Source organism: Tenacibaculum aquimarinum, from assembly GCF_022478115.1.
Lineage (GTDB): Bacteria > Bacteroidota > Bacteroidia > Flavobacteriales > Flavobacteriaceae > Polaribacter > Polaribacter aquimarinum_A.
Genome location: NZ_JAKGSC010000009.1, coordinates 15,472 through 34,460 on the forward strand (window position 1 = coordinate 15,472; position 18,989 = coordinate 34,460).

22 protein-coding genes are annotated in these 18,989 nt (G+C 29.7%); 12 read left to right on the forward strand and 10 right to left on the reverse strand.

Going from position 1 to position 18,989, the window contains the following annotated elements:
• The first annotated feature begins 1 nt into the window (after position 1).
• On the forward strand, positions 2 to 853 hold the full coding sequence (locus tag L1S33_RS12480) for a hypothetical protein (protein ID WP_240562589.1): 852 nt from the start codon (positions 2 to 4) through the stop codon (positions 851 to 853).
• 22 nt (positions 854 to 875) lie between these two features.
• On the opposite strand, the gene L1S33_RS12485 is transcribed toward L1S33_RS12480, so the two are convergent.
• Positions 876 to 1,172 (reverse strand): DUF721 domain-containing protein, encoded by a 297-nt coding sequence (locus tag L1S33_RS12485; RefSeq protein ID WP_072554668.1) that lies wholly within the window; start codon positions 1,170 to 1,172, stop codon positions 876 to 878.
• Positions 1,172 to 2,251 (reverse strand): DNA replication/repair protein RecF, encoded by a 1,080-nt coding sequence (gene recF, locus L1S33_RS12490; protein WP_240562590.1) that lies wholly within the window; start codon positions 2,249 to 2,251, stop codon positions 1,172 to 1,174. The genes L1S33_RS12485 and recF overlap by 1 nt, the downstream gene beginning before the upstream one ends.
• A gap of 114 nt (positions 2,252 to 2,365) precedes the next feature.
• Here recF and L1S33_RS12495 point away from each other — a divergent pair, with 114 nt between their 5' ends.
• The 7 genes from L1S33_RS12495 to L1S33_RS12525 all read left to right on the forward strand — a co-directional run bounded on the left by L1S33_RS12495 (position 2,366) and on the right by L1S33_RS12525 (position 8,559).
• A complete protein-coding gene (locus L1S33_RS12495; protein ID WP_240562591.1) occupies positions 2,366 to 3,133 on the forward strand; it encodes a tetratricopeptide repeat protein in 768 nt (255 codons plus the stop codon).
• Positions 3,134 to 3,205: 72 nt separating this feature from the next.
• Positions 3,206 to 3,712 carry a 6,7-dimethyl-8-ribityllumazine synthase gene (gene ribH / locus L1S33_RS12500; protein ID WP_072554665.1) on the forward strand — a complete coding sequence of 169 codons (507 nt, stop codon included), beginning with the start codon at positions 3,206 to 3,208 and terminating at the stop codon, positions 3,710 to 3,712.
• A 126-nt stretch (positions 3,713 to 3,838) separates the two neighbouring features.
• On the forward strand, positions 3,839 to 4,120 hold the full coding sequence (locus L1S33_RS12505) for a riboflavin synthase subunit beta (protein ID WP_240552500.1): 282 nt from the start codon (positions 3,839 to 3,841) through the stop codon (positions 4,118 to 4,120).
• Positions 4,120 to 5,943, forward strand: coding sequence for a DNA mismatch repair endonuclease MutL (mutL, locus tag L1S33_RS12510; RefSeq protein ID WP_240562592.1), 1,824 nt, complete (start codon positions 4,120 to 4,122; stop codon positions 5,941 to 5,943). The genes L1S33_RS12505 and mutL overlap by 1 nt, the downstream gene beginning before the upstream one ends.
• Before the next feature lie 13 nt (positions 5,944 to 5,956).
• Positions 5,957 to 6,682: a rhomboid family intramembrane serine protease gene (locus tag L1S33_RS12515; protein WP_240562615.1), complete on the forward strand. Its 726-nt coding sequence runs from the start codon at positions 5,957 to 5,959 to the stop codon at positions 6,680 to 6,682.
• Positions 6,682 to 7,542, forward strand: a complete 861-nt coding sequence (locus L1S33_RS12520; RefSeq protein ID WP_240562593.1) for a rhomboid family intramembrane serine protease — start codon at positions 6,682 to 6,684, stop codon at positions 7,540 to 7,542. Before L1S33_RS12515 ends, L1S33_RS12520 begins: the two co-directional genes overlap by 1 nt.
• Positions 7,543 to 8,559: an endonuclease/exonuclease/phosphatase family protein gene (locus tag L1S33_RS12525; protein WP_240562594.1), complete on the forward strand. Its 1,017-nt coding sequence runs from the start codon at positions 7,543 to 7,545 to the stop codon at positions 8,557 to 8,559.
• Positions 8,560 to 8,565: 6 nt separating this feature from the next.
• On the opposite strand, the gene L1S33_RS12530 is transcribed toward L1S33_RS12525, so the two are convergent.
• From L1S33_RS12530 to L1S33_RS12540, 3 genes are read right to left on the reverse strand one after another with little or no spacing between them, the layout of a single operon-like run.
• Positions 8,566 to 10,185, reverse strand: coding sequence for an ABC transporter substrate-binding protein (locus L1S33_RS12530; RefSeq protein ID WP_240562595.1), 1,620 nt, complete (start codon positions 10,183 to 10,185; stop codon positions 8,566 to 8,568).
• Positions 10,169 to 10,486, reverse strand: coding sequence for an antibiotic biosynthesis monooxygenase family protein (locus L1S33_RS12535; RefSeq protein ID WP_240552505.1), 318 nt, complete (start codon positions 10,484 to 10,486; stop codon positions 10,169 to 10,171). Before L1S33_RS12535 ends, L1S33_RS12530 begins: the two co-directional genes overlap by 17 nt.
• Positions 10,483 to 10,980 (reverse strand): GNAT family N-acetyltransferase, encoded by a 498-nt coding sequence (locus L1S33_RS12540; RefSeq protein WP_240552506.1) that lies wholly within the window; start codon positions 10,978 to 10,980, stop codon positions 10,483 to 10,485. Before L1S33_RS12540 ends, L1S33_RS12535 begins: the two co-directional genes overlap by 4 nt.
• A 38-nt stretch (positions 10,981 to 11,018) precedes the next feature.
• Here L1S33_RS12540 and mtaB point away from each other — a divergent pair, with 38 nt between their 5' ends.
• Genes mtaB through L1S33_RS12560 form a run of 4 tightly spaced genes read left to right on the forward strand, consistent with a single transcriptional unit; the run spans position 11,019 to position 14,735 of the window.
• Positions 11,019 to 12,353, forward strand: coding sequence for a tRNA (N(6)-L-threonylcarbamoyladenosine(37)-C(2))-methylthiotransferase MtaB (gene mtaB, locus L1S33_RS12545; RefSeq protein WP_240562596.1), 1,335 nt, complete (start codon positions 11,019 to 11,021; stop codon positions 12,351 to 12,353).
• A 35-nt stretch (positions 12,354 to 12,388) separates the two neighbouring features.
• Positions 12,389 to 13,129 (forward strand): DUF6438 domain-containing protein, encoded by a 741-nt coding sequence (locus tag L1S33_RS12550; protein ID WP_240552507.1) that lies wholly within the window; start codon positions 12,389 to 12,391, stop codon positions 13,127 to 13,129.
• Positions 13,119 to 13,775, forward strand: a complete 657-nt coding sequence (locus tag L1S33_RS12555; protein WP_240552508.1) for an alpha/beta hydrolase family protein — start codon at positions 13,119 to 13,121, stop codon at positions 13,773 to 13,775. The genes L1S33_RS12550 and L1S33_RS12555 overlap by 11 nt, the downstream gene beginning before the upstream one ends.
• A 51-nt stretch (positions 13,776 to 13,826) precedes the next feature.
• Positions 13,827 to 14,735 (forward strand): lytic transglycosylase domain-containing protein, encoded by a 909-nt coding sequence (locus L1S33_RS12560; RefSeq protein WP_240552509.1) that lies wholly within the window; start codon positions 13,827 to 13,829, stop codon positions 14,733 to 14,735.
• 202 nt (positions 14,736 to 14,937) lie between these two features.
• On the opposite strand, the gene L1S33_RS12565 is transcribed toward L1S33_RS12560, so the two are convergent.
• The 5 genes from L1S33_RS12565 to L1S33_RS12585 form a co-directional block, all read right to left on the reverse strand.
• Positions 14,938 to 15,141, reverse strand: a complete 204-nt coding sequence (locus L1S33_RS12565; protein ID WP_240552510.1) for a YwbE family protein — start codon at positions 15,139 to 15,141, stop codon at positions 14,938 to 14,940.
• 97 nt (positions 15,142 to 15,238) lie between these two features.
• Complete coding sequence (locus tag L1S33_RS12570; protein ID WP_091892668.1) at positions 15,239 to 15,430, reverse strand: cold-shock protein; 192 nt, start codon at positions 15,428 to 15,430, stop codon at positions 15,239 to 15,241.
• A 204-nt stretch (positions 15,431 to 15,634) separates the two neighbouring features.
• Positions 15,635 to 16,327: a GTP cyclohydrolase I FolE gene (gene folE / locus L1S33_RS12575; RefSeq protein ID WP_240552511.1), complete on the reverse strand. Its 693-nt coding sequence runs from the start codon at positions 16,325 to 16,327 to the stop codon at positions 15,635 to 15,637.
• 242 nt (positions 16,328 to 16,569) lie between these two features.
• A complete protein-coding gene (hisS, locus tag L1S33_RS12580; protein ID WP_240552512.1) occupies positions 16,570 to 17,928 on the reverse strand; it encodes a histidine--tRNA ligase in 1,359 nt (452 codons plus the stop codon).
• Between the two features lie 110 nt (positions 17,929 to 18,038).
• Complete coding sequence (locus L1S33_RS12585) at positions 18,039 to 18,986, reverse strand: YihY/virulence factor BrkB family protein (protein WP_240552513.1); 948 nt, start codon at positions 18,984 to 18,986, stop codon at positions 18,039 to 18,041.
• Positions 18,987 to 18,989 lie beyond the last annotated feature (3 nt).

Consider the following 18,989-nt stretch of genomic DNA (forward strand, 5'->3'; position numbering starts at 1 on the left):
AATGAAAAATTTTATAATTAAATCAATATTATTTTTTATAATTCCTATTATAATTTATACCGGAATTTTTTATTTTTTAAGACTAAATTTCAAGAATGAGCTATCTCAATACCCTATAATACTATTAGGTGATAGCCAAACGGAGTTTATAAGTGATGAAAGGATTTTAAATAAATCAATTGGAGGTAGCCCATTTTTTGTTCATTCTCAATTTTCTGAAGACTTTATTGAGCAATTAAGAGGTAAAAAAGTTTTTATCGCTTGCAATTACCATAATTTGTCAAAACTTTACCAAAATAGATTAGAAAACGACCAACTTTATCCAGGTTGGAAATCTTCCATGTATAGTCATTTAGATGATTATCAAATTCTAAATCGTAAACACATAAACATAATTCCGAAGAACTTAGATCGCTCATTGTTTAATATAAAAAATCTTCCTAATTTTATTTATGAAAGACACTTAAAATTTAAAAGTAAAAACTCTTTAAAGAGCATAAATAATGATACACTCTCAATATCAAAAGCTATACAAAGACACTGGAATCATCCTGATTATATATTAAATGACTCAATACAAATTACTTATTTAAAAAAACTTATAACTGAATTGAACAAGAATAATTGTGAAGTAGTTTTATTAAAAATGCCTTTAACAAACTATTATATTAACAATGTTCCTAATGACATAAAGAGTAAATTAAATGAATTATCTAATAACCAAAATGTTCGAATATTGGATTTAAATAAAGAATTATCAATATCAAAAGAATACAAGTATTTTAAAGATTATGGGCATTTAAACAAGCTAGGAGATTCTTTGGTAATGGAATATTTAAAAAAGTACGAATAAAATCAAGAAAGGGAATAAACCGTTACACCAACAACAATTTCTTAACAACTTCTTCGCCCATTTCTTCGTTAAGCATTTTTACAATTTTGTCTTTTCCGTAGCTTAATTCTTCACGCAAAACAGAAGAAGACAAACTAACAACCAAGGTTTTATTTTGTAATTGAACGCGTGTTGTATAAGAAGCAACACCTTGTCCCATTAATTTTGTCCAGGCTTCATCTATTTTTAATTTTTGCATACCTTTAGTTAAGTTATTCTCCTTAATAAAGGTTTTCATTAAATCTTGTATAGAAAATGAATCGTTTTCTCTTTTTGCCATTATAACTTAAAAATTTGGTATTCTTTATTGGTTTTACTTATTACACGTTCTGTTCTTTCTGAATGTGTATCGGTAATAAATATTTGCCCGAACTCGTTATTATTAACCAATTCAATAATTTGCGAAACTCTTTGCTCGTCTAATTTATCAAAAATATCGTCTAATAATAAAATTGGTGTAACGTTTGCTTGTTGCTTTATAAACTCAAACTGTGCTAATTTCAACGCAATTAAGTAAGATTTTTGCTGTCCTTGAGAACCAAATTTCTTTATCGGATACTCATCAATTTCAAAACTTAAATCGTCTTTATGTATACCAACCGTTGTATATTGGATCATTTTATCTTTAGTTAAACTTTGCGTTAATAAGTTTTCTAAAGACATTTCATGCAACTGGCTTTTATAATTTAGCTTTACTTCTTCTTTTTTACCAGAAATTATAGCATGTTTTTCGTTAAAAATAGGTTCAAACTGAGTTAAAAACTCCTTTCGTTTGTTGTATATTTTAACGCCGTATTCAATTAACTGCTCATCATACACCTTTAAATTTAACGCATCAAAAGTTCTGTTTATTGCAAAATATTTTAACAATGCATTACGCTGCGTTAATATTTTATTATAAGAAATTAGGTTCTTTAAATATTGTTTGTCTTGCTGAGAAATTACACCGTCCATAAATTTACGGCGCGTATCGCTTCCTTCCGTAATTAAATCTCTATCCGCAGGCGAAATTATAACCAAAGGTAATTGCCCAATATGTTCAGAAAACTTATCATATGCTTTACCATTTCGCTTTAAAACTTTCTTTTGTCCACGTTTTAAAGAGCATAAAATCTTTTCATTTCTATCATTTAGAAGGTAATCTCCTTCAATCATAAAAAATTCTTCTCCGTGTTTAATATTCTGCCCAGCAACCGGATTAAAATAACTTTTAGCAAAAGATAAATAATAAATAGCGTCCAACACATTGGTTTTACCAACGCCATTATTTCCTACAAAACAATTTATTTTCTGCTGAAAATCAAAAGTTTGTGAAGTAATATTCTTAAAATTTACAAGTGTTATTTTTTGAAGATACATTGGCTATTAAAATCTGTACAAACGAACCGCAAAATATTGAAAATTTACCAAATAAACCCTTTTAAAATCCAATTTAAAAAACTAAATTTGCGACCGATTAATTTTTAAGCAGACATGGCAACATACAAGAAAAAATACAAAGCAAAGAACAAAGCAGAACAACAACAAGTTGAAGAAATGGACAGCACAACTGCTGAAGTTTTTAATACTTTAGATGATACTGCTAACAAATCTGAGCAATGGATTGAGAAAAACAGCAAACCTTTATTTATAGGTTTAATAGCTGTTGCAGCCTTAATTTTAGGTACTTTAGCTTATACTAAATTTGTTGCTGAACCTACTGAAAAAGAAGCTACAAACGAGTTAGCTTTTCCAAGAAATTACTTTGACCAAGCAGTTACTTCTTCTGGAGCAGCAATTGACTCTTTATTAACTTTAGGTTTGGAAGGTGCTGATGGAAAATATGGTTTTATTGACATCGCTTCTTCTTACAGCGGAACAAAAGCAGGAAACTTAGCTAATTATTATGCTGGTGTTTCTTACTTAAAATTAAAAAAATACGACGAAGCTATTGCTTCTTTAAGTGAATTTGATTCTAATGACGAGTTATTAGGACCTGTTGCTTTAGGTGCAATTGGAGATGCTTTTGCAGATATTGATCAATTAGACGATGCTTTAGATTATTACCAACAAGCTGCTAGTAAAAAAGATAATGACTTTACAGCGCCACTTTTCTTATACAAAGCTGCACAAACAGCAATGAGTTTAAAAGAGTATAGCAAAGCAGAAAGTTTATTTACTAAAATAAAAGAAAAATACGCTACTTCTGACCAAGGTAGAGATATTGAAAAGTACATTAATAGTGCAAAATACGCACAATAATAAGTGTGCAGTATCCAGTATTCAGTAAGCAGTAACTGCCAACTGAAAAACTGATAACTGCCAACTGAAAATATGGCAACAACTAATTTATCTTATTACGATAAAGCAACAATCCCAAATGCGAAGTCTTTTCGATTTGGGATTGTTGTTTCAGAATGGAATCCTGAAATCACAAAAAACTTACACAAAGGTGCAATTGAAGCTTTATTAGATTGTGGAGCAACAAAAGAAAACATAATTTCTTGGGACGTTCCTGGAAGTTTTGAACTTGTTTTTGGATGTAAAAAGATGATTGAATCGCAACAAGTAGATGCTGTAATAGCTATTGGAAATGTAATTCAAGGAGAAACAAAACATTTCGATTTTGTTTGTGAAGGCGTTACACAAGGTATTGTAGATTTAAATATTAAATACGACGTTCCAGTAATTTTCTGTGTTTTAACTGATAACACAAAACAACAATCTTTAGATAGATCTGGAGGTAAATTAGGCAACAAAGGAATTGAATGTGCCGTTGCAGCCGTTAAAATGGCAGCAATTAAAAGTACAGGAACTGCTACTTCAGAAATTGGTTTTTAAGTAAAATTATCAGCTACTTTTTATACTTCTTTTAGCATTATTTTTTTGATGCCCTACTTTTTATTCAGTAACTTTGATTTTGGTTTACTTTTTGATTAAAACTAATCGAACCAAAAACCTAATACTATGGCAATTTTTAAAAGAGATCCTAAAAAGTTTGATTACAAACCTCGTTACTATAAAGGTGATGGGAATCCGTTTGAAATAAAACAAAAGTTTGATGAATTCCGTACTACTACAGGAAAAAACAAAAGTTTAAAAGGAAAGTTTAGCAGTGCCTTAAACGAATTTAAGGATTCAGAAAACGGTGGAATCAACAAAACCATACTTTATATTATAGCAATATTAGTATTGATTTTTTTATGGATCATCGATTTTGATATTTCTATATTTTTACCCCAAGATTAATGTCAGATATTATTCAACTTTTACCAGATCACGTTGCCAACCAAATTGCTGCTGGTGAGGTGGTTCAAAGACCTGCATCTGTAGTTAAAGAACTATTAGAAAATGCTATTGATGCTGGTGCAACTTCTATTAAATTATTATTAAAAGATGCCGGTAAAACGTTAATTCAAGTTATTGATGACGGTAAAGGAATGTCTACAACAGATGCTCGTTTGTGTTTTGAACGTCATGCAACTTCTAAAATTAGAGATGCGCAAGATTTATTCAATCTAAACACCAAAGGATTTCGTGGAGAAGCTTTAGCCTCTATTGCTGCAATTGCACATGTAGAACTGAAAACGAAACAAGAAAACGAAGAACTTGGAACATTAATAAAAATTGAAGGAAGTAAAGTTACTTCTCAAGAAGTTGTTTCTACTTCAAAAGGGACAAGTATTGCCGTTAAAAACTTGTTTTATAATATTCCTGCAAGAAGAAATTTCTTAAAATCGGATACTATTGAAACACGTCATATTATTGATGAATTTCAACGTGTTGCTTTAGCGCATCCTGCAATTTCATTTTTATTACATCATAATGATAACGAAGTGTATCATTTAAAATCGAGCAATTTACGTAAGCGAATTGTAGCTATTTTTGGTGGTAAAATGAATGAGAAATTAGTTCCTATTGATGAACAAACAGATATTCTATCAATTAAAGGATTTGTTGCAAAACCAGCCTTCGCTAAGCGTAAACGTGGCGAACAATTCTTTTTTGTAAACGATCGTTTTATAAAAAGTGCTTATTTAAATCACGCTGTAGTTAATGCATTTGATGGTTTATTAGAGTCGGGTTCGCATCCTTCTTATTTTTTATATTTAACAGTTCCTGCAAGTAGTATCGATATAAATATTCATCCTACAAAAACAGAAATAAAGTTTGATAACGAAAAAGCGTTGTATGCTATTTTAAGAGCTACCGTAAAACATAGTTTAGGGCAATATAATGTTGCTCCTGTTTTAGATTTTAACAGAGACGCTAATCTAGATACACCTTACGATTATAGTAAAAAACAAACTGGTGCTACTCCAAAAATTTCGGTAGATCCAGATTTTAATCCATTTAAGGACAATGCTATTCAGAATGATAAACCAATTCAAAAGGATTATCAAGAATCGTATAAAAAACAAACAGATAATTGGGATGCTTTATACACAACTACACAAGTAGAGTCTAAAGTAAATCAAGAACAATTATTTGAAAGTGAACAAGAAACAACTCACAAAACGTTTCAAATTCAGAAGAAATATTTATTAAGTTCGATAAAATCTGGTGTTGTTTTAATTCATCAATCATTAGCACATCAACGAGTATTATACGAAGATTTTTTAGCAAAAATTACGGTTGAAGAAGCAAGTAGCCAACAATTATTATTTCCGGTTAGTATTTCTTTTGCTTCTTCGGATATAGAAATTATTTACGGCATAAAATCCGAATTGGAAAGTGCAGGTTTTATGTTTGCTGAATTTACCAAAGAAAGTGTTGTAATTGGTGGAATACCAACTTCTATAACAGAAAGTAAAATAACGCAACTTTTAGAACAATTATTAGACGACATTAAACTAGAAGTTCCGGATGCAAGTTTTAGTCATTTTGATGTGTTAGCAAAATCATTTTCTAAATCATTAGCTATAAAAACGGGAACAAGTTTAAATTTTAAAGAGCAAGAAACGTTGGTAAACGACTTGTTTATGTGTAAAGAACCTAGCGTTTCTCCTTTTGGAAAACCTATTTTTAAAACACTAACATTAAACGAAATAGATTCAATTTTTAATAGTTAAAACTATTGTTATGATGCAAAAATTAACTGATGCAATAAAGCATCTTATTATTATAAATGTTATTCTTTTTGTTGGTCCAATGTTATTAAAAATGGACTTAACAAATATTTTTGCCTTACACTTTCCTAAAAATGAGCATTTTGGAGTTTGGCAATATATAACGCACATGTTTATGCATGGTAGCCCAATGCACTTAATTTTTAACATGTATGGTTTATGGGCATTTGGAACACCTTTAGAGCAAATGTGGGGAAAAAAGAAATTTTTATTCTTCTATTTCTCTGCAGGAATTGGTGCGGGGATAATTTATACGCTTGTAAACTATTATCAATTTAATGGAATTTATGAGCAATTAGTAGGCTTTGGTTTGTCTGCTTCTGATATTCAAAATATTTTATCAACAGGAAGTTATAATGAAAGCCTTATTAGTCTAACTAACGAGGAAATGACTGAGTTTTACAGTTTATATCATACACCAGCAGTTGGTGCTTCTGGAGCAATTTATGGAGTTTTAGTTGCCTTTGGTATTGCATTTCCTAATGCAAAATTGGCCTTAATATTTTTCCCAGTTCCAATTGCCGCAAAATATTTTATTCCTTTAATGATTGTTGGAGATTTATTCTTTGGAGTAACTAAATATTCTATTGGTAATGTTGCTCACTTTGCTCATATTGGTGGTGCAATTATTGGTTTTATTATTGCCTGGTATTGGAAAAAAGATCAATTTAAATTTAATTAATGAGTTTTATTGACAACATAAAATTACGCTTTAACACAGCGTCTATTGTAGAGAAATTAATCTACATAAACTTAGCTGTGTTTTTACTTGTTTTTCTATTTAATACAGGTGGATTTTTATTTCAATCTTCAAATAACCTTATCATAGAATGGTTTGCATTGCCTTCTAATTTCGATGAATTTCTATACAAACCTTGGACAATAATAACATACGGTTTCTTACATGCCAGTTTTCTTCATATTCTTATGAATTTAATAGCATTGTATTACATCGGTAATTTGTTTATGCAATATTTTACACCTAAAAGTTTAATCAGTTTTTACACTTTAGGAACGTTGTTTGGAGGAATTGTATTTATTATTAGTTATAATTATTTTCCTGGTTTAGTTAAAGATGCAGACAATAGCATTCTTATTGGAGCTTCTGCCGGAATTTCTGCTATATTTATTGGTATTGCTGCTTACATGCCAAATTATCAACTTAAATTTCCTTTAATTGGTTTTGTAAAGTTATGGCACTTAGCATTAATTTGGGTTGCTTTAGATGTTTTACAAATTCCTACAGGAAACGCTGGAGGAAGATTGGCACATATTGGTGGCGCTTTGTTTGGTTTTTTATACGTAAATCAAGTAAGCAATAAAGAAATAGATATTTTTAAAGGGATTAAAAATCTCTTCACCAAAAAAGAAAAAACGTTAAAAACAGCTTATAAATCGGGCAATAAAAAGGTTAAAAAGCAAGTTATAAAACCTCATACTCAAGAAGAAATTGATAAAATTTTAGATAAAATTGGTAAATCTGGATATGATACTTTAACCAAATCAGAAAAAGAATTCCTATTTAAACAAGGAAAAAAATAAATGAAAAAGTCCCCCATATTTAGCAAGTTACTCTATTTTATCAATGCTGTTTTTGCTACCGTGTTGTTATTATCTTACTTGTTGCCATATATTTCTCCAAAATCTATTGCAACGTTTGCTATATTAAGTTTAGGTGTACCTTTTTTAATTGTTATCAATGTAATTTTCTTTGTCTATTGGCTCATTAAACTTAAAAAACATTTTATTTTATCGGGATTAATATTGGCTATTGGTTGGCTATTTGCATCTCCTTTTTATAAGTTTTCAGAAAGAAAAGTTTTACTGAATGATGATGTTAAAGTAATGAGCTATAATGTGCATTTATTTAATTATTACAAATGGAATAAAGACGAACAAACGTCGCAAAAAATAGTTGACTTTATTACAGAAAAAAGCCCTGATATTTTAGCTATTCAAGAGTTTTACAAGCAAACAGATTTAAGCTTATCGTATCCTTATAAATACATTAAATTAAAATCTAAGAGAAACAAATTTGGGTCTGCAATATTTTCTAAATATCCAATTATAAACTCTGGCTCTTTAAATTTTGAAAAAAGTGCCAATAATGCCATTTTTGTTGATGTTCTTAGAGATAAAGACACTTTAAGAATATACAATGTTCATTTACAATCTTTAAAAATAAATCCTAATAAAGAAAATTTTGGGGAAGAAAACTCAGAAAAATTGTTGTTGAGATTAAAAAACACATTTAGAGAACAAGCAAAACAAACCGAACAATTTCTTACACATGAACAACAATGGAAAGGAAAGAAAATTATTTGCGGAGACTTTAACAACACTGCTTATTCTTGGGTATATAATCAAATAGTAAAAGACAAAAAAGATGCATTTGTAGAAGCTGGAAGCGGTTTTGGAAAAACCTACAACTACCCTTTTCCTGCTCGTATCGATTTTATTTTAACAGATAAATCAACTCAAATTAATCAGAGTAAAACCTTTGCCGTAAAATACTCAGACCACTTCCCTATTTTAGCACGTGTTAATTGGGAAAAATAATATTTCCTAATTTTTAGAAACTCTTTTTAAGTTTAACAAATCAATCGGATTTATACCTAAGTTTTTCACATTCTTCTGAGAAAAACGAATAACTTCATCATAATATAACGGAACAATTGGAGCTTCAGCAATTATAATTGAATCCATTTTTTGATAGAGTTTATAACGCTTGTTGTTATTTACTTCAGAAATAGATTGCTCGTATAATGTATCAAACAAATCGTTTTTAAAATGGGTGTAATTTGGTCCGTTTGGCGTAAAATTCTTACTGTAAAATAACGATACATAATTTTCTGCATCAGGATAATCTGCAATCCAACTTGCTCTAAAAATTGGTAATTTCCCGTTTGCTTTTCCTTGTCTTAAGGTTGAAGGCGGAATAACATCTACATTAGTCTTTAAACTAATATTTTGTAATTCTCGTTGAATAAATTCACATAAATCTAAATAATTACTATTGGTTGTAATGGTAATTTCTGGCTCAGTATTTCCTGTTTCATTTTTAAATTGAGCAACTAACTCTTTTGCTTTTTTAGGCTGATAAGAATATCCTTTTTGATTGTTAAATGAAGGCAATCCTTTTGGAATAAAACCATTTAGCGCAGGAGTTCCAATTCCGTTTCGTAAGAATTTAATCATTTTTTCTCTGTCAAATCCATAATTAATTGCTTGTCTAATTAATTTTGACTTTGTCGGATAATTTTCTTCACCTTCTAAATAGATTCCTAAGTACTCAGTATTTAAATACGCACCAGTTTCCATAAAAATTGAAGACGTATATTTCTCTTTTAAGGTTCCGTCTGTATTTAGAATATCATCTTTATAAGAAGCATCTAAGCTTTTCATAAAGTCCAAATTCCCTTGAATAAATTGTAAAAATTCACTTTGCTTATCGGGTAAAAAAGTAACTGCAACAGCTTCTAAATAAGGTAATTGAATTCCGTTTTCATCTTTTTCAAAATAAATTTGATTTTTACGCAAAACTAACTTGGTGTTTTCTACCCATAATTTAAACTGAAAAGGTCCAGTTCCAATTGGATTTGCTCTAAAAGTATTTCCGAAATACTCAACAGCTTCTTTAGGAACAACAGAACAATATTTCATTGCTAATAAGCCTAAAAATGGTGGAAAAGGTTGCTTTAATTGAATTACAAAAGTGGAATCGTTTTCAGCTTTAAAATTAGCAACATTTTGTAAAACCCAACCTCCAGGAGAAGCTACCTTTTTATCTAATAATCTGTTAAATGAATACTCAAAATCTGTGGCATTTACAGTTTTTATAGAATCTTTTCCAAATAATTTATGTTTATGAAATTTCACATCTTTGCGAAGTAAAAATGTATAGGTTTTTCCGTCCTCAGAAATCGACCAACTTTTAGCAATATCTGGTTTTACTTGTAAAGAATCATCTAGTTGAACCAAACCGTTATACAACTGATTTACCGCCCAAATATTACGTTGATCTTTAGCAAATGCAGGATCTAACGATGTAATATTAGAATGTTCGTTATATCTAAAAACCTGAGTATCTTTAAATTTATGCTCCTTTTTTACACAAGAAAAAAAAGCAAAACATGTTACTAAAAACTGAAAACTAAAAACTAAAAATTTATTTCTCAAACTCATAATCTCTTTCTACTTTGCAAATTCTCACTTTAAATTGTTTGTACCAAGTGCTTCTACCCTTTTCTCTAGCTTCTGTATGATCTAATTGTAATTTCCATTTTTTAATAGCCTCTAAACTTTTCCAATAAGAAACTGTAATTCCTACTTCACTTCTAGCAGATTCAATACCTAAATAACCTTCTTGTTTTTCGGCTAAATCTTCCATTTGTTCCGCAGTTAAATTGTAATCATTATCGCCTTTAGTGCGTAAACTAGTAAAAATTACCGCATAATATGGCGCTTGTGGCGTGTTTGCAATCATAAGTATAATTCGTATTTTGTTTCTGGTAATTTAATATCTTCAGAAATAAATTTCTTTACAATTTTAAAATTAAAACGTTCTAAAATCTTTGCAGAAGCATGGTTTTCATCAACAACATAACCAATAATCTTTTTCATTCCAAGTGATTTACAATACGGAATTAAAGCTTCACAAATTTCGGTAGCAAAACCTTTTCCCCAGTAATCCTCAATAAAACGATATCCAATTTCATCATCTTCATCATCTTTTACCAACGCCAAAGTTCCAATAAAATTACTATCAGACTTCTGTTCTATAGCATAAATCCAAAAATCATTTTTAGGAGTTTTATATTTTTTAATTAGATTATTAAGATCGTTTTCTGCTTCAACAAATGTTTTTACCTCACCAGTTGCGTATTGCAATACTTTCGGGTTACTTTCTAGTTGAAAAAAAGCATCTTTATCAGAAATTGTTAATTTACGAACTAGCAACCTCTCTGTTTCAAAAATCATCTTTAAAATTGTACTTTTGTGTTTTCAAATGTACCCAAATGAACGCAGATAAAAAAGTAGCTTTTTATACATTAGGTTGTAAACTTAATTTCTCAGAAACATCAACTATAGCACGTAGTTTTGTTAATGAAGGGTTTGAGCGTGTTGAGTTTGATACCCAAGCAGATGTTTATGTAATTAACACATGTTCTGTTACCGACAATGCAGATAAACGTTTTAAAAGCGTTGTAAAATCGGCTTTAAAGCAAAATGAAGACGCTTTTATTATTGGTGTTGGTTGTTACGCACAATTAAAACCAGAGGAATTAGCTGCAGTAGATGGAGTTGATTTAGTTTTAGGTGCAACCGAAAAATTTAACGTTACAAGTTATATAAACGATTTAACAAAAAATGATATAGGACAAGTGCATTCTTGTGAAATTGAAGAAGCAGATTCTTATGTTGGTGCCTATTCAATTGGAGATAGAACTCGTGCTTTCTTAAAAGTACAAGATGGTTGCGATTATAAATGTACGTATTGTACAATTCCGTTGGCGCGTGGAATTTCGCGAAGCGATACTGTAGAAAATGTATTGAAAAACGCCAAAGAGATTTCAGAAAAAGGTATTAAAGAGATTGTTTTAACGGGTGTTAATATTGGTGATTACGGAAAAGGAGAATTCGGAAATAAAAAACACGAACATACTTTTTTAGAATTGGTAAAGGAATTAGACACTGTTGAAGGAATTAATCGTTTACGAATTTCATCAATAGAACCAAATCTATTAAAAGATGAAACAATAGATTTTGTTTCAAATTCAGAAACATTTGTTCCGCATTTTCATATTCCGTTACAATCTGGTAGTGATGAATTATTAAAGAGAATGAAACGTAGATATTTAACAAAAACCTACACAAATAGAGTTTCAAAAATAAAAGAAGTAATGCCTAACGCTTGTATAGGTGTTGATGTTATTGTTGGTTTTCCTGGAGAAACAGATGAATTATTTCTAGAAACTTACAACTATTTAAACGAAATGAATATTTCTTATTTGCATGTTTTTACCTATTCGGAAAGACCAAATACAGAAGCGGTTTTATTAGATGGTGTAGTTCCTAAAAAAGTTAGAGCAAAACGTAGTAAAATGTTACGCGGTTTATCTGTAAAAAAACGAAGAGCTTTTTATGAAACGCAAATTGGAAATACATTAACTGTACTTTTCGAAAGTGAAAATAAGGAAGGCTATATACATGGTTTTACAGAGAATTACGTTAAAGTTAAAACTCCGTGGAATCCAGCTTTAGTAAACACATTACACACGGTTACACTTACAAATATAGACGAAGATGGTTTAGTTCGTTTTAATTTTGTAGAAAGTGAAGTAATAGCATAACTTGGCATTAAAATTGTAATTTAAAACTTATTATTATGAAAACGATATTACTTTCTATACTATTATTAATAATGAGCTGTAGTGCTCCTAAAGCACCAACAAAAGAAACAAAAGTTGAAGAGGAAATTAAAGTTGAAGAAATTATAGAAATTCCTGAAGTTGTAAATGAAGAAATAATTGTTGTTTTAAAAGATCCTAGTAAAGTTGATGATGTTAAACAATTAATTGAAAACAATGGACTTATTTGGGATAAGTTAATCTTTGATCAAGAAGACTCAAAAATAGCTTTATTAAAAGTTCCTGCTGATAAGCGTGCTTTTTGGATGGAAAATTTGAACAATTCTGGTGAGTTTAAATCTGTTGAGTTAAACAAAGAAATAACATTAAATAAGATTATCGCAGAAATTAAAAGTCCTTTAGTTACATTACGTAAAACTCCTTGTTATGGTCATTGCCCAGAGTTTAACGTATCAATAACAAAAAAAGGAAATGTTACTTATAGAGGAATAAAAAATGTATTAGTAAAAGGTAAAAGAACGTTTAAACTTACTGATAACCAATTTACAAAATTGAAAAAAATGCTTGATAAAACTAGTTTTTCAAAATATAGAAAAACCTACAACAACTCTAATATCAAGGATTTACCAAGCACATATATTTCTCATAACAATAAAGAAATTCAAATGCGAGTTTGGGGAAAAGTACCAACAGAATTAGTACAAGTAACTGAATATATTGAAGATATTTTATTAGCCAAAAAATTCTATGAACTCTAAAATTCCAATTTATTTTGTTCCTGGTTTAGGTGCTAACACTAAAATATTTGATAATATTAAATTACCAGAGGAATTTGAAACCCATTTTTTAGAATGGGAAATTCCGTCAGAAAAAGAAGAAAGCATTAGTAATTACGCTAAAAGAATGTGTGCAAAAATTACACATGAAAATCCGGTTTTAGTTGGTGTTTCTTTTGGTGGCGTTATGGTTCAAGAAATGAGTAAAATTATCTCTACCAAAAAAGTTTTTCTTGTTTCTAGTATTAAAAATAATAGAGAACTTCCAAAAAGATTACAATTAGCAAAAGCAACTAAAGCTTATAAATTATTTCCAACTAATGTAGTTGCAAATTTTGAAGCTTATGAAAAATATTTTTTAGGAGATAATCTTCAAAAAAGAAAAGAATTATATAAGACTTATATGTCTGTTAGAGATCCAAGATATATTACTTGGGCTATTTACAATGTTTTACACTGGCAACAAGAAGAATCATCTGACAATATTATCCATATACATGGTACAGATGATGGTGTTTTTCCTATAAAACATATTAAAAACTGTATTAAAATTGAAAAAGGAACTCATGTTATGATTTTAAATAAAGCTAAAGCAATATCAAAAATAATTGAAGAAAATTTAGCTTAATATTCACATTTGAATTCCGTAAATTAAAAAAAAAAAATAAACCTGTTTGTTATGAATAAATCTGTACGCTTTTTAAGCATAATTACAATAAGTGCTTTAGCATTTTTACTACTAAATGTTATTGGAAAAGAAAACATTCCGTTTTTAAAAAATGTAAGTGAATCATATGAAATTAAAGCAGTTAAAATACCTGCTTATTTAGAATTAGCTGGAGAACGTGTTCCGATAGAAAGAGCAGATGTTAGAGAAAAAATGGACAGAGAATTATTGGTAAACACCTATTGGCAATCTAACGGGTTGTTAGTTATAAAAAGAGCTAATAAAATATTTCCAATCTTAGAACCTTTATTAGCAAAACACGGTTTACCAGACGATTTTAAATATTTAGCAGTTGCAGAAAGTGCATTGTTGGTAAACAATCCATCTCATGCAAGAGCTTCTGGTTTGTGGCATTTTTTACCAAGTACAGCAAGAGAAAAAAGATTTAAGTTAGAAGTTAACAAAAATGTTGATGAACGTTATAACATAGAAAAATCTACAGCAGCAGCAGCAATTTACTTAAAAAGAGCAAAAGAAAAGTTTGGTTCTTGGACATTAGCTGCAGCTTCTTATAACTGCGGTATGGGAAGAGTTTCTGAACGATTAAGAAATCAAGATGTAACTAGTTATTATGATGCGTTATTACCTGATGAAACTGAGCGTTATGTTTTCAGAATTTTAGCTTTAAAAGAAGTTATGAGCAATCCAGAAAAGTACGGTTTTGTGTTTGATCAAGAAGATTTATATCAACCAGAAGAAACTTATACTGTAAAAGTAGATACTGCAATTACTAACATTGCATCTTTTGCTAAAGGTTTTGGAATTACTTATAAAGAATTAAAAAGACACAATCCTTGGTTAAGAGAAGGAAAACTGAATAATAAAAGTAGAAAATTATACGAAATAAAAATACCTAGATAATGAAAAAAATAATTCCATATATCTACATAATTTTTGCACTATTTATTTTAATTGATGCATTTAGACAATTCTTTCAAAATAGCGATATCTATAGAATTATCTTTAACTGGACAACGGAAAGTAAATATCTCTTTTTAGGTATTAAAGTGCTATTTGCTTGTATAATACTTTATGGAGGTCTGAAAAAGTTTAAAAAGTAAACTTACTCTTCCTCAATAATATTTTTTACTCTACCAACAATACCAGATTCTAGTTGTACTTTAATTCCGTGCGGATGATTCGGAGATTTAGTTAAAAGTTTACTTACAACACCTTCAGTAAGTTCTCCACTTCTTTGATGCTGTTTTTGAACAACCTCAACAAATAAACCAACTGTAACATTACTTCTTTTTCTTGCGTCTAACATTTTATCTTTTTTTAAAATAAAGTGTAAAAATAAAGAAAGCCTATCATTAAATGATAGGCTTTGCTTTTAAAAATTAACTAGTGTAATAAAATATATATTATAATACTCTTACGTTTACTGCGTTTAATCCTTTTCTTCCATCTTGTAAGTCAAATTCAACTTCATCGTTCTCACGAATTTCATCGATTAATCCTGACACGTGTACAAAATGTTCTTTGTTGTTTCCTTCTTCAGTAATAAATCCGAATCCTTTAGATTCGTTGAAGAATTTTACGGTACCTTTATTCATTGTAATATAATTTAATGTGTTGCTCGTTTAGTTACTAACAACGTTTTATTGAATTGCAAATGTAGTGCCAAAAATTCATATTAAGCAAAAAAATGTTAAATTTCTTTCATAAATATCTATATAGCTGATTTTTAGCACCAAAAAAAACGTTGTACACTTACTGTTTACAACGTTTTTTAATATAAAATAAAAATCTATATTATATCAATCAAAGTCTGTATTCATCTTTAAATAGTCTAAAAACTCTCTTTTAGTCTCTCTTTCTTTAAATTTTCCACCAAATTCGGCAGTAACTGTAGAACTTTCAATGTCTTTAATTCCTCTAGAATTTACACATAAGTGCTTCGCATCTATAACACAAGCAACATCTTGTACACCTAAAGCTTCTTGCATTGCTTGTACAACTTGCATTGTTAAACGCTCTTGCACTTGTGGTCTTTTAGAAAAATATTCAACAATTCTATTCATTTTAGACAAACCAATTACTTTTCCATCAGAAATGTATGCAACATGTGCTCTACCAATAATTGGTAATAAATGATGCTCACAGGTAGAATATACAACGATATTTTTCTCAACCAACATTTCTCCGTAGTTATAATTATTATCAAACGTAGATGCTTTTGGCATATTTTTAGGATCAAGCCCCATAAAAATCTCATTTACAAAAGATTTTGCAACTCGTTTTGGAGTACCTTGTAAACTATCGTCTGTTAAATCCATTCCTAAAGTGGTTAAAATATCTTTAACACTTTCTTGGATTCTTTCAATTTTTTCTTCGTCAGAAATATCAAAAGCATCAGCACGTAACGGCGTTTTAGCCGATGTACCAACGTGGTTCTCTCCTATTTCTTCACTTCTCTCGTCATTCATTTTGTTGTTATTCACTTCAAACATTTCGTACTATATTTAAGTTGCAAAGTTACAACTTTATTGTTTTAATTCTAATTATTTTTAGGGCGTTCGAGCGGGATTTCCACACTCGCTTTTTTGTTTTTACAAAAAACAAAAAGAGCTCAAACAAATGCTGCAATCCCTAACGCGGGCGTACTTGCAAAATCCCTGTCATTCCTGCGTAGGCAGGAATCTAAATTATCGTTTTTCTGGATTCCTGCCTCCGCAGGAATGACAAACTTAACTTATTTAGTCTTTTCAACTAACTCATCAACAGAAAGTAAAAACTGCTCGCCATTATTTTTAACCACAAACTTATCGTTTTCAATTTCAGTAACTACAAATTCTATTGCTCTAGTTGTAGCGTATTTAAACTGTTTCTTTTGTTGCTTATTACTTGTAGCAACATCAGGATATAATTCACTTTTTATATTGTTGTCGCGCAAAGTTTTAATAGCTTTCATTTTTAACAAAATTTCTGCTTCGTTAAAATTCAAAAACAACACTTTAGGTTTTGGTAAATCTACCGATTTAAACAAACCTAGTTCTTCTAAAACCAAGTAAATTCTATCCAAACCAAAAGAAATTCCAACACCAGAAACATCTTTTAATCCAAAGATTCCTGTTAAATCGTCATATCTTCCACCGCCACCAATAGAACCCATTTTCACACCTTCTGGAGCAGCAACTTCAAAAATTGCGCCTGTGTAATAATTTAATCCACGTGCTAACGTAACATCAATTTCTAAGTCGGCTGTTTGTAAACCTAACTCGGCAATTGTATTGATTACAAAACGTAAATCGTTTACACCTTGTAAACCTTCTTCCGAAGTTGAAAGCATGTTTTCTAACGATGCTAATTTGTCTAAATTACTTCCGTTAAAATCGAATAATGGCTGTACTTTTTCAATAGCTGCTTCCGTAATTCCTTTAGAAAGCATTTCTGTTACAACACCTTCTTTACCAATTTTATCTAATTTATCTAAAGCAACAGTAAAATCTATCAATTTATCAGATGCGCCAATAACGGCTGCAATTCCAGATAAAATTTTACGATTGTTCATTTTAATAGTTGTTCCTGCTAAACCAAGATTGGTAAAAACAGTATCATACAACTGAATAAACTCCACTTCTTGTACTAAAGACTTACTACCAACAACATCAGCATCACACTGAAAAAACTCCCTAAAACGTCCTTTTTGCGGTCTATCTGCTCTCCAAACTGGTTGCACTTGATATCTTTTAAAAGGAAACGTAATGTCGTTTTGGTGTTGTACAACATAACGTGCAAATGGCACAGTTAAATCGTAACGCAATGCTTTTTCTGAGATTTGAGAAGTAACTTTTATACTATTCTTCTCAGACAAAAGTTTTTCATCAGCTTTTTTAAGAAAATCTCCAGAATTTAATATTTTAAAAATCAAACGATCTCCTTCTTCACCATATTTTCCCATAAGGGTAGCTGAATTTTCAAAACTTGGAGTTTCAATGGGTTGAAATCCGAATGTTTCAAAAGCCGTTTTAATCGTATTCATTATATAGGTACGATTTGCTACTTCTGTTGGAGAAAAATCTCTTGTTCCTTTTGGAATGCTTGGTTTCATATAATTAATTATGAATTACGAATTCTAAATTATGAGTCTATTGACCCAAACTAAAATTCGTAATTGTTAATTTGTAATTCTTAATTGCGCCTGCAAATATCGTGAAAAAGTTATAATTTTTTAGGAGTTGTAAAGGTTTTATTTCTTCGTCTTAAACTATACAAAGAAGCGTTTAATTCGAAACCTAATAGCAGAATTATTGCATTTAACCACACAAATAACATTAGTATTAAAAGCGTACCAATAGAACCATATAATTGATTGTAAGTTGCAAATTTTACAACATATATTCCGAATATATAAAAGGTAAATAATGATAAAACTGTAGTTAATATTGCTCCGGCCGAAAAGAATTTAATCTCTTTACCTTGTTTGGTTCCAAAACGAAATAATAAAGATACAATGGTAAAAATCATTAATAAAAAGAGCAAACCTCTTCCCCAATAAAATAGGTTTAAATCAACAGTGTCTAACCAACCAATTTTATCTATTCTTGTTAATGCAATTTGATAATATATAATTAAAACCACCGTAACAATTAAAAACAAAACCATTAACAAAGACACGCCTAACGAAACAAAATAAGATTTAAAAACGTTTCTAAATTCTTTTACATGATACGAATATTCAAAACCTCCAAAAATGGCATTCACGCCGTTTGTCATTAAAAACATGGAAGCTAAAAAACCAAAAGATAACAAACCTCCATATTGATTGTTTATAATATCTTTAATAACTACATCTACAGCTTCAAAAGTTTTTGGCGGTAACATTTCTTGAATTAAACTAAAAAGATTGTCTTGAAATCCTTCAATTGGTATGTAAGGAATTAACGATAAAACAAACAGCATAAACGGAAAAATTGCCATAAAAAAGCTAAATGCAATTCCGCCTGCACGTGTTGTTAATGCTCCTTTTACAATACCAATAATGTACATTTCTATAACATCATACAAAGACATACCTTCTAAACCAGGAATTTTAATTTTCTTCCCAAATTTCACCAATAAATTTACGATTGGTATTTTCTCAAGTTTGTCTTCTAATTCTTTTGTCATTTT

Coding starts and splice junctions, on each gene's coding strand:
- L1S33_RS12480 (WP_240562589.1), top strand. CDS start 2: ATGAAAAATTTTATAATTAAATCAATATTATTTTTTATAATTCCTATT.
- L1S33_RS12485 (WP_072554668.1), bottom strand. CDS start 1,172: ATGGCAAAAAGAGAAAACGATTCATTTTCTATACAAGATTTAATGAAA.
- recF (WP_240562590.1), bottom strand. CDS start 2,251: ATGTATCTTCAAAAAATAACACTTGTAAATTTTAAGAATATTACTTCA.
- L1S33_RS12495 (WP_240562591.1), top strand. CDS start 2,366: ATGGCAACATACAAGAAAAAATACAAAGCAAAGAACAAAGCAGAACAA.
- ribH (WP_072554665.1), top strand. CDS start 3,206: ATGGCAACAACTAATTTATCTTATTACGATAAAGCAACAATCCCAAAT.
- L1S33_RS12505 (WP_240552500.1), top strand. CDS start 3,839: ATGGCAATTTTTAAAAGAGATCCTAAAAAGTTTGATTACAAACCTCGT.
- mutL (WP_240562592.1), top strand. CDS start 4,120: ATGTCAGATATTATTCAACTTTTACCAGATCACGTTGCCAACCAAATT.
- L1S33_RS12515 (WP_240562615.1), top strand. CDS start 5,957: ATGCAAAAATTAACTGATGCAATAAAGCATCTTATTATTATAAATGTT.
- L1S33_RS12520 (WP_240562593.1), top strand. CDS start 6,682: ATGAGTTTTATTGACAACATAAAATTACGCTTTAACACAGCGTCTATT.
- L1S33_RS12525 (WP_240562594.1), top strand. CDS start 7,543: ATGAAAAAGTCCCCCATATTTAGCAAGTTACTCTATTTTATCAATGCT.
- L1S33_RS12530 (WP_240562595.1), bottom strand. CDS start 10,185: ATGAGTTTGAGAAATAAATTTTTAGTTTTTAGTTTTCAGTTTTTAGTA.
- L1S33_RS12535 (WP_240552505.1), bottom strand. CDS start 10,486: ATGATTGCAAACACGCCACAAGCGCCATATTATGCGGTAATTTTTACT.
- L1S33_RS12540 (WP_240552506.1), bottom strand. CDS start 10,980: ATGATTTTTGAAACAGAGAGGTTGCTAGTTCGTAAATTAACAATTTCT.
- mtaB (WP_240562596.1), top strand. CDS start 11,019: ATGAACGCAGATAAAAAAGTAGCTTTTTATACATTAGGTTGTAAACTT.
- L1S33_RS12550 (WP_240552507.1), top strand. CDS start 12,389: ATGAAAACGATATTACTTTCTATACTATTATTAATAATGAGCTGTAGT.
- L1S33_RS12555 (WP_240552508.1), top strand. CDS start 13,119: ATGAACTCTAAAATTCCAATTTATTTTGTTCCTGGTTTAGGTGCTAAC.
- L1S33_RS12560 (WP_240552509.1), top strand. CDS start 13,827: ATGAATAAATCTGTACGCTTTTTAAGCATAATTACAATAAGTGCTTTA.
- L1S33_RS12565 (WP_240552510.1), bottom strand. CDS start 15,141: ATGTTAGACGCAAGAAAAAGAAGTAATGTTACAGTTGGTTTATTTGTT.
- L1S33_RS12570 (WP_091892668.1), bottom strand. CDS start 15,430: ATGAATAAAGGTACCGTAAAATTCTTCAACGAATCTAAAGGATTCGGA.
- folE (WP_240552511.1), bottom strand. CDS start 16,327: ATGTTTGAAGTGAATAACAACAAAATGAATGACGAGAGAAGTGAAGAA.
- hisS (WP_240552512.1), bottom strand. CDS start 17,928: ATGAAACCAAGCATTCCAAAAGGAACAAGAGATTTTTCTCCAACAGAA.
- L1S33_RS12585 (WP_240552513.1), bottom strand. CDS start 18,986: ATGACAAAAGAATTAGAAGACAAACTTGAGAAAATACCAATCGTAAAT.